This is a genomic window from Kitasatospora sp. NPDC058965, from assembly GCF_042741245.1.
Lineage (GTDB): Bacteria > Actinomycetota > Actinomycetes > Streptomycetales > Streptomycetaceae > Kitasatospora.
The window spans coordinates 1-8,425 of the sequence record NZ_JBHYKG010000347.1 but is presented as its reverse complement, the minus strand read 5'-3'; the positions used below and the strand labels follow the sequence as shown (position 1 = coordinate 8,425).

The window sequence follows — 8,425 nt, the reverse complement described above, 5'->3', positions numbered from 1 at the left end:
GCCCTGCGTTACTCGGTGGACACGGTCCGAACGGGCGTGGTTCGCTCGGCCGACAAGCCGTCCGTGCACCGAGGAGCGCCTGCATGACCGACCGCGCCACCACCCCCGTCGACCGCCTGCGCCGGGCCGTGGCCCGCACCGCCGAGCTGGTGCGCGACCGCCCGGCCACCGGGCTGGGCCACGACGACGCCGACGACACGCTGGGCACGGTCGGCACCGACGGTGCCGTCGGCTTCGACCCGCTGCGGCTGCTGGCCGAGCTGGACCGGCAGGGCGCGCCCGTGGTGGTGATCGGCCAGGTCGCCGGGATCCTGCACGGGTCCGCCGAACTGACCGGCGACCTGGACCTGTTCTGGAGCGGCGAGCCGGCGCAGGCCGCCGCGATGGCCGCCGCCTTCGCCGCCGTGGGCGCCACGCTGTTCGACGAGGACGGCAACGAAGTGCCGTGCACCGCCGAGACGTTCCGGCTGCGCAAGATCGACTACAGCTCCCCGCAGGCCAGCGGCGACCTGTGCACTCCCGAACTGCCCTGGGGCGGGCTGGACATGGCCGGCTGCGCCGCGCGGGCGCTCAGCACCCCGGGCCCGGACGGCACCGTGATCCGCTACCTGCGCCGGGCGGACCTGATCGCGATGCGCCGCGCCATCGGCCGCCCCAAGGACCTGCGCCGGGCCGATGAGCTGGCCGCACTCGGCCCCGTCCACCCGCCCAAGCCGCAGCCCGGTGACAAGGTGGCCGTGGTCTCGATGGGCGCCGCGGTGCCGGCCCTGTTCCCGCTGCCGTACCGGCTGGGCCTGCAGCGGCTGCGCGAGGAGCTCGGCCTGGAGCCGGTGGAGTACCCGACCACCGCCAAGTGGGGCGCCACGCCGCAGGAGCGGGCCGCCGACCTGCACGCCGCCTTCGCCGACCCGAGCGTCAAGGCGATCCTGGCCACCATCGGCGGCGAGGACCAGATCACCCTGCTGCCCCACCTGGACCGGGAGTTGATCCGGGCCAACCCGAAGCCGTTCTTCGGCTACAGCGACAACACCAACCTGCTGCTCTTCCTGCGCAACTGCGGCATGGTCAGCTACCACGGCGGCTCGGTGATGGTGCACCTGGGCCGCGGCGGCGCGCTGCACCCGGCCGGCACCGACTCGCTGCGGGCCGCGCTGTTCGGCGAGGGGGAGTACGAACTGCTCCCGCAGGCGCAGGTGCGGGACGTGGAGGCCGACTGGGCGGACGCCGAGCTGTTCGCGGTCGAGCCCCCGACGGAGCCCGGCGAGGGCTGGATCTGGCACAACGCCGACCGGGTGGTGGAGGGCCTCGGCTGGGGCGGCAACCTGGAGATCCTGTCCTGGATGGCGATGGCGGACAAGGAGATCGGCCCGGTCGAGCAGTACGACGGGCAGGTGCTCTACCTGGAGACCAGCGAGGAACTGCCCAGCGCCACCGAGGTCTACCGGATCCTGCGCAACCTCGGTGAGCGCGGCCTGCTGGCCCGGTTCCCGGCGCTGCTGATGGCCCGGGCCAAGGCCTGGAGCTTCGAGCACCGCAACGACGCCGCCGCCAAGGCCGCCTACCGCAAGGACCAGCGGGAGGCGGTGCTGCGGGCGCTGGCCGAGTACGCGCCGCAGACCATGGCGGTCTTCGACGTGGACTTCGGGCACACCGACCCGCAGCTGATCCTGCCGTGCGGCGGGCGGATCCGGGTGGACGGGATCCAGCGCCGGATCACCGTGGAGTACTGACGGTCCGTCGGTCCGCGCCGGTGCCGGCCGGCCGTCAGTCCGCGCGGCGGCGGCCGACCACCGCGCTCAGGTCGGCCGCCAGGCGCAGTTCCACCGCGTGCAGCGCCGGGTGCTGCAGCCAGTGCAGCCGGGCGCTGTCCGGCCGGCCCTCGTGCAGCGGGGGCCAGCCGGTGGCGGGGGTGAAGTCGTCCACCACCACGGTGCCCTGCGGCGCCAGCAGGCGCGCCGGGTCGGCCGGGGCGCCGTCGCCCTTGCCCTGGCCGCCGCCGTCCAGCACCAGCAGGTCGAACGGGCCGTGCCGGTAGAGCTCGGTCCAGTCGGCCCGGACGACGGTGACCTGCGGCTGGTCGGCGAACACCTCGGCGGCCGCCGCGGCGCGGGCCGGATCGCGCTCCACGCTCAGCAGCCGCACCCCGGGCGCCGCGCCACTGGCCAGCCAGGCCAGCCCCACCCCGCACCCGGTGCCGCTCTCGCCGATGGCCGAGGGCGCACCCTGGGCCAGCGTGCGCAGCAGCAGGCCCTGCTCCGGGCGGCAGGAGTGGGCGAACCCGTGCGCGTCGGCGACCGCCAGGGCGCGGCGGACCAGCGGCGGCAGGTCGGTGGCGGTGCGGTGGGCAGTGGTGCCGTGCAGTGACACGGGCGGACCTCCGGCGGATGCGGCTGGACAGGGGTGACGGATCGTCAGGATGCGGACGGCTCCATGCTGCCGGCCCGTCGTCGCCGTCGTCCGCGAAACGCACCGGCCCCCGCCCGGAGCGGGCGGGGGCCGGTGCGGCGGGGTGGGTCAGCGCGCGGCGGCGCTCACCCGGGTGCGGTCGCCCGGACCGAGCGGCACCGGTCGGGCCACGCTCGCCGGGACCTGGGCCCGGACGGTGGCGGCCGTCCCGGCGGTGGCGGCGTGCGGCGACCGGGCCTGCCCGGCGGTGCGCAGGGTCGGCGCGACCGACTGCGGCGCGGCCGGGGCCGGCAGCTGGACGGTGACCGCGCTGTCCCCGGCGGCCGGCAGCAGCCAGCCGGAGAGCTCACCGGCGTAGGCGGTGCCGGCCGGGGTGGCCGCGGTGCCGGCCGGCTGCAGCTGCACGCTGCCGGTCGGCGCGGTGACCGGGACCTGGACCCCGGCGGGTGCGGTGACGGTGACCGTGCCGCCCACCTGGTAGGCCGTCACCGAGCCGGCGGCCAGCGCCGCGCGCCAGGCGGCCTGCTCGCGCTGCTGGGCGGCGAGGTCGGCCAGGCGCAGGTTCACCGCGGGGGCGCCGGCGTCGTACAGCGCCTGGTAGCCGCTGATCACCTGGTTGAGCACCGGGTAGGCGATCCGGTCCTCGGTCAGGCCGGCCTGGTGCAGCACCAGCGGGCCCGGGTCGGCGGAGAGCACCTGCTGCAGCGCGATGGCGGCCACGCCCGGCACGATGGTGCTCTGGAAGCCGGTGCCGGTGTCCAGCGGGGCGGCCAGGCAGGTGCTGGTGGTGGAGTTGGTGCAGGCCCCGCTGCCGCCCTGGGCGGTGGAGGTGTAGGTCCAGTTGTACTCGTCGGTCTCGCCGGCCGCGGTCGCGACGTTGTGGAACAGGTCGAGCGGGTGGCCGGGCACCGTGGTGGCGCTGCCGACCGCGCGGCTGCCGCTCTCGGCCGCGCCGTTGGAGCCCAGCGCGGTCACGCCGAGCGCGGTCAGCGCCGGGGCCAGGGCCGGGTTGTCCTGGGGCTGCTGCGGGGCGAGCGCCAGGCCGGAGTACTGGCCGGTGACCAGCTCGCCGGTGTTCACCGGCAGGCCCTTGGCCTGGGCCCAGGCGGTGTTGGTCTGCACGGCCGAGGCGATGTCCGACTGGCCGACCCACTGCACCGCGCCGCTCGCGTCGGTGCTGCAGGCCCACGGCACCACGGCGGTGTTCTGCACGCAGCCGAGGTACGGGTGGCCGTAACTGCCGTTCACCCAGCGGAAGGAGGCGGCCGCGGCGGTGAACTGCGCGGCCAGCGGGTCGGCCGAGCCGGTGGCCGCCGCCACGGCGTCGCTGCCGCTGCCGTCGTAGACCAGGTCGAGCGTGAGGTTGTTGGCGGCCTCCCACTGCTGGGCGTAGTCCACGTCGGCGGCCGTCATCCGGATCGGCGTGGCGTCCGCGCTGCCCGGCACCGGCGTGCAGTTGACGTCGCCGGAGGTGCACTTCAGCGTGGTGTTCCAGCGGTTGTCGGTCTGCAGGACGTCCTGCACCTGGACCGAGAGGTAGTTGCGGGCGAAGCCGAGGTGGACGCCCTGGGTGAGCCAGTCCACCATGCCCCGGGACAGCAGCCGCCACTGGCGCTGGTACTGGTTGTAGGCGAAGGTCACCACCAACTCGTCGTGCCCGTCGTGGTGGTAGTCACCGACCAGGCTGCCCTGGGCCGTGCTGCCCGGGATCGGCAGCTGCACCAGCGGGGTGAACGCGGCGCCCGTGGCCAGGCCGCTCAGCGGGGTGGACAGGAAGCCGTAACTCTCGGTCACCGACGGGTTGTTGTCCTCGAACGGGATGCTGCCCTTGAGGTAGCCGAAGGCGGCCGCGGTGCCCGCGGGGGTGACCTGCGCGGTCATCCCGTCCAGCGCGCCCAGGTAGCCCGGGTTCTGCGGCCAGTTCAGCCCGTTGCTCGGCTGCGGGTAGCTGCTGGCGTCGATCTGGCGGACGTTGTAGGCCTGCTCGTAGGCGCTCAGTGCCGTCGCCTCGGCCGAGTCGGTGCCCAGCGCGTTCGCGGCCGGCAGCACCACGCCCTGGAACCTGGCCTCCACGCCGCCGTCCGGCGCGGTGCCGGTGAGGTAGGCCGCGTCGACCGTCGGGCGGTTGTGGTCGTAGATGTTGAACTCGGTGAACGGGATCCCCTCGGTGGTCAGTTCGGCGGTGATCGCGGCCACGGACGGACCGCCGTCGTCGATCACCAGGATCCGCAGGTCGGTCCGGTACGCGGGTGCGGTGTCCGCGTGCGCCGCGGCGGGTGCCCCTAGTGCCAGCAGGGCGGTGGCGCCCAGTGCGGCGGTCCAGCGGGTGGTGCCGGCCCTCAAGCCCATTGAATTCTGCCTCCACGGAATGAGGCGCCCGTCTCCCGCGGGTGCCTCGGACAGCAGTGCCACGCACCCGGCCGTCGGCCGGGCGCGCTTCTTCCGGTGGATCCCCCCGTGGCGGGACGCCCCCGGCGCTGCACGCGCCCGTCCCGTGGTCGACGCGCGTCGCGCACCGACCCCGGGACGCTAACCCAGGGCGGCGGGCAGGGGCCAGGGGTGCTCCGGCGCGCCGGCACGCCCGGCTGTCCGATTCCGTCCCGGCGGCGGCGCGCCCGGGGCGTCGGCGGGATCGGCCAACGGGCCTGGCGCACCGCGGTGTTGCGCCTACTGGGCGGGTATCGGCCGGACACCCCCGATCGGGTCGGCCGGGCGCGCGGCGGGCCGGCCGGACGGCCGGTTGATTGGCGTGAATTGACTGCTCCGGTTCACCGCCGGCTCCCAGGGAACACCCAGCGCACTCCCGGCGAACTCCCAGGAACCGGCCCGCTCACTCGTAGCGGTAGAGCAGCGCCTCCCGCTCGTTCTGCTCGATCTGCTCCACCGTCAGACCGTCGACGGAGGCCGACAGGTGGGCCAGGGTCACCTCGGCCGAGGACGGCGCCGCGTCCTTGGGCAGCCACTTCTCCGGCTGCCACATCGAGCCGCGCAGCAGCGACTTGGGGCAGTGGCCGTAGACCTCCTCGACGGCGAGCACGATCGCGCTGCGCGGCGGCTTGCCCACCGCGGTGAGCCGGGACAGCAGCTGCGGGTCGGTCGAGACGCAGGCCCGGCCGTTCACCCGCAGGGTGTCGTTGCGGCCCGGGAGCAGGAAGAGCAGGCCGGCCCGGCCGGTGGCGACGATGTTCCGCAGGGAGTCCAGCCGCTTGTTGCCGGTGGCGTCCGGGACCACCAGGGTGTGCTCGTCCAGCACCGCCACGAAGCCGGCCGGGCCGCCGCGCGGCGACACGTCGCAGTGGCCCTCGGCGTCCGAGCTGGCCACCAGGACGAACGAGGAGCACCCGATCAGCCGCCGCGCCACCTCGTGGATCCGGTCCACCTGCTTGTGCACCGCCGCCTCGCCGGGGGCCTCGTACACCTCCCGCAGCTGGGCCGGATCGGTGAGCGCGGTCGCCCGCAGGGCGTCGAACAGACTCGTGGCGGCGGGCTGCGAGATGGTTGTCATACGGCGCAATCTAGTCGAGCGGGTGGCCGGGGCGGCTAGCGTGGGGGTGTGACCGAGGAACCGGATGCGGGGTTGGCACGGGGGTTGGCCGAGCTGCGGGCGGCACTGGGGGAGCGCCGGGTGCTGGCCCCTGACGACCCGGCAGCCGGGTTCGTCCGCGACGAGCGGGGGCTGCTGCCCTCGCGGCCGGCCGCGGTGCTGCGGCCGCGCAGCACCGAGGAGGTGGCGGCGGCGGTGCGGATCTGCGCGCGGCACCGGGTGCCGGTGGTGCCGTTCGCCGGCGGCACCGGGCTGGTCGGCGGGGCCGTCCCGCTCGGGACCGGCCGCCAGGTGGTGCTCAGCGTCCGCGGCCTGGACCGGATCCGCAGCGTCGACCCGGCCGACTTCGCGCTCACCGCGGAGGCGGGCTGCGTGCTGAGCGACGTCCAGGGGGCGGCCGAGGCGGCGGGGCTGTACTTCCCGCTGCGCCTGGCCTCCGAGGGCAGCGCCCGGCTCGGCGGGGCGGTCGCCACCAACGCCGGCGGCAGCAACGTGCTGCGCTACGGGACGACCCGCGAGCTGGTGCTCGGCCTGGAGGCGGTCCTGCCGGACGGCCGGATCTGGCACGGGCTGCGCAGCCTGCGCAAGGACAACACCGGCTACGACCTCAAGCAGCTGCTGATCGGCTCCGAGGGAACCCTGGGCGTGGTCACGGCGGCCACCGTGCGGCTGGCCCCGTACCCCCGGCACCGCGCGGTGGCGCTGCTCGCACTGCCCGGCCTGGCGGAGCTGACCGGCCTGCTGGCGCTGGCCCGCGAGGTGCTGGCGGACCGCCTCAGCGCGCTGGAGCTGTTCTCCCGCACCGGGATGGAGCTGCTGGTCCGTCAGCTCGCGGCGCGGGACCCGTTCGCGGACCCGCACCCGCGCTACCTGCTGGTCGAGGCCACCAGCACCCGCGATCCCGCCGCTCTGGCCGCGCAGCTGGACGAGCTGCTGGCCGGGGCTGTCGAGCGGGGCCTGGCGGCGGACGCGGTGCCCGCGCTGGACCGGCCGCAGGCGCAGGCCCTCTGGGCACTGCGCGAGGGGCTGCCGGAGGCCGAGAAGCGGGCGGGCGGCGCGGTGAAGCACGACGTCGGGGTGGCGCTGGGGTCGGTCGCGGACCTCGTCGCGGCGGCCGAGGAGTGGATCGCGCGGGACTTCCCTGGCACCGTGGTCAACGCCTTCGGGCACGTGGGCGACGGGAACGTCCACGTCAACGTGCTCGGCGCGGGCGAGCGGGCCGCCGCGGTCTCCGCGCTGCTGTACCGGCTGGTCGCCGACCGGCACGGCACGGTCAGCGCCGAGCACGGCATCGGCGTGCTCAAGCGGGACGCGCTGGAGTACACCCGGGGTCCGCTGGAGCGGGAGCTGCTGCGCACCGTGAAGCGGGCGCTGGACCCGCTGGGGATCATGAACCCGGGGAAGCTGCTGCCCTGAAGTGGCGCAGCGCGGCCTCGACCGCCCGCACCGGGTCGCCCGGGGACCAGCCCAACTCCCGGCGGGCCCGGGCCGCGCTCGGGGTGACCTCGGCGGTCAGGAAGTGCAGTTCGCCGAAGGAGAGCAGCGGGGCACTGCCGGTCAGCCTGGCGGTGAGCTCGCCGACCGCGGCCAGCGCCCAGGCGACCGGGGCGGCCATGGTCATCGGCACCCGGGTGCCGGGCCGGGCCGCGCGGACCAGCTCGGCCAGCTGCGGCAGCTCCAGGAATTCGTCGACAAAGAGATACCGCGCCCCGATCTCCCGCTCCGCCACCAGCAGCTGACCGCGCGCCAGGTCCTCGTTGCCCACCACTGCCGTCCCACCCGGCGGCAGCATCGGCACCCGGCCGCGGGCCAGGTCCACCAGCAGCTTGTTGAGCGCGGTCGGGCGGGCCGGACCGGGGCCGAAGACGGCGGCGGGGTGCACGATCCGCGCCGGCAGCCCGCGCTCGGCCACCGCTGCCGTGACCAGCCGGTCGGCCTGCTGCTTGGAGCGCTCGTAGGCGGTGCCGAGCGGGGCCGAGGCCAGCACGGACTCGTCGAAGGCGCCCTCGGCGGGGCGCTCGAAGACGTCCATCGTGCTGGTGTGCACGAAGCAGGCGACGCCCTCGGCGAGGGCGGCGTCCACCAGGTGCGCGGTGCCGGTCAGGTTCACCCGCTCGAAGACCGCGCGGTCCCGCAGCCACTGCTCGGGCAGCCCGGCGGTGTGGAAGACCGTGTCGCAGCCCCGGACCGCCGCGCGCACCGACCCCGCGTCGGTGACGTCCCCGGCCACCGCCTCGACCCCGGCGGGCAGTACCCGGGCCGCCGCCACCGGGTCCCGCACCAGCGCCCGCACCCGGTCGCCGCGCTCCACCAGCAGCCGGGCCAGCGGGTGCCCCACCGTCCCGGTGGCCCCGGTCACCAGTACCTGACGCATGCCCGCTCCTTCGCCCGACGACGGTTCCGCGATCATCCCCCATCCCCGCCGCCGCGCGGCGGCACCGACGCACGAAGGCCCGGCCGACCCCTCGGCGGAGG

Annotated in this window: 6 protein-coding genes; 2 read left to right on the top strand and 4 right to left on the bottom strand. The window is 75.6% G+C overall.

Annotation, left to right across the window (positions count from 1 at the left end; genetic code table 11):
- The first annotated feature begins 746 nt into the window (after positions 1–746).
- Complete coding sequence (locus tag ACFW1A_RS35075; RefSeq protein ID WP_380416484.1) at positions 747–1,730, top strand: S66 peptidase family protein; 984 nt, start codon at positions 747–749, stop codon at positions 1,728–1,730.
- Between the two features lie 34 nt (positions 1,731–1,764).
- On the opposite strand, the gene ACFW1A_RS35070 is transcribed toward ACFW1A_RS35075, so the two are convergent.
- From ACFW1A_RS35070 to ACFW1A_RS35060, 3 genes are all read right to left on the bottom strand, one after another.
- A complete protein-coding gene (locus ACFW1A_RS35070) occupies positions 1,765–2,367 on the bottom strand; it encodes an O-methyltransferase (protein ID WP_380416480.1) in 603 nt (200 codons plus the stop codon).
- A 147-nt stretch (positions 2,368–2,514) separates the two neighbouring features.
- Complete coding sequence (locus tag ACFW1A_RS35065) at positions 2,515–4,755, bottom strand: hypothetical protein (RefSeq protein ID WP_380416478.1); 2,241 nt, start codon at positions 4,753–4,755, stop codon at positions 2,515–2,517.
- Between the two features lie 481 nt (positions 4,756–5,236).
- Entirely contained in the window at positions 5,237–5,902 is a 666-nt protein-coding gene (locus ACFW1A_RS35060; protein WP_380416482.1) for an MSMEG_1061 family FMN-dependent PPOX-type flavoprotein, read from the bottom strand.
- 57 nt (positions 5,903–5,959) lie between these two features.
- Between ACFW1A_RS35060 and ACFW1A_RS35055 the strand changes: the two genes are divergently transcribed.
- Positions 5,960–7,366 carry an FAD-binding oxidoreductase gene (locus ACFW1A_RS35055; RefSeq protein WP_380416476.1) on the top strand — a complete coding sequence of 469 codons (1,407 nt, stop codon included), beginning with the start codon at positions 5,960–5,962 and terminating at the stop codon, positions 7,364–7,366.
- Here the strand turns inward: ACFW1A_RS35055 and ACFW1A_RS35050 are convergent.
- Positions 7,338–8,324 (bottom strand): NAD-dependent epimerase/dehydratase family protein, encoded by a 987-nt coding sequence (locus tag ACFW1A_RS35050; RefSeq protein ID WP_380416474.1) that lies wholly within the window; start codon positions 8,322–8,324, stop codon positions 7,338–7,340. The genes ACFW1A_RS35055 and ACFW1A_RS35050 overlap by 29 nt on opposite strands.
- Positions 8,325–8,425 lie beyond the last annotated feature (101 nt).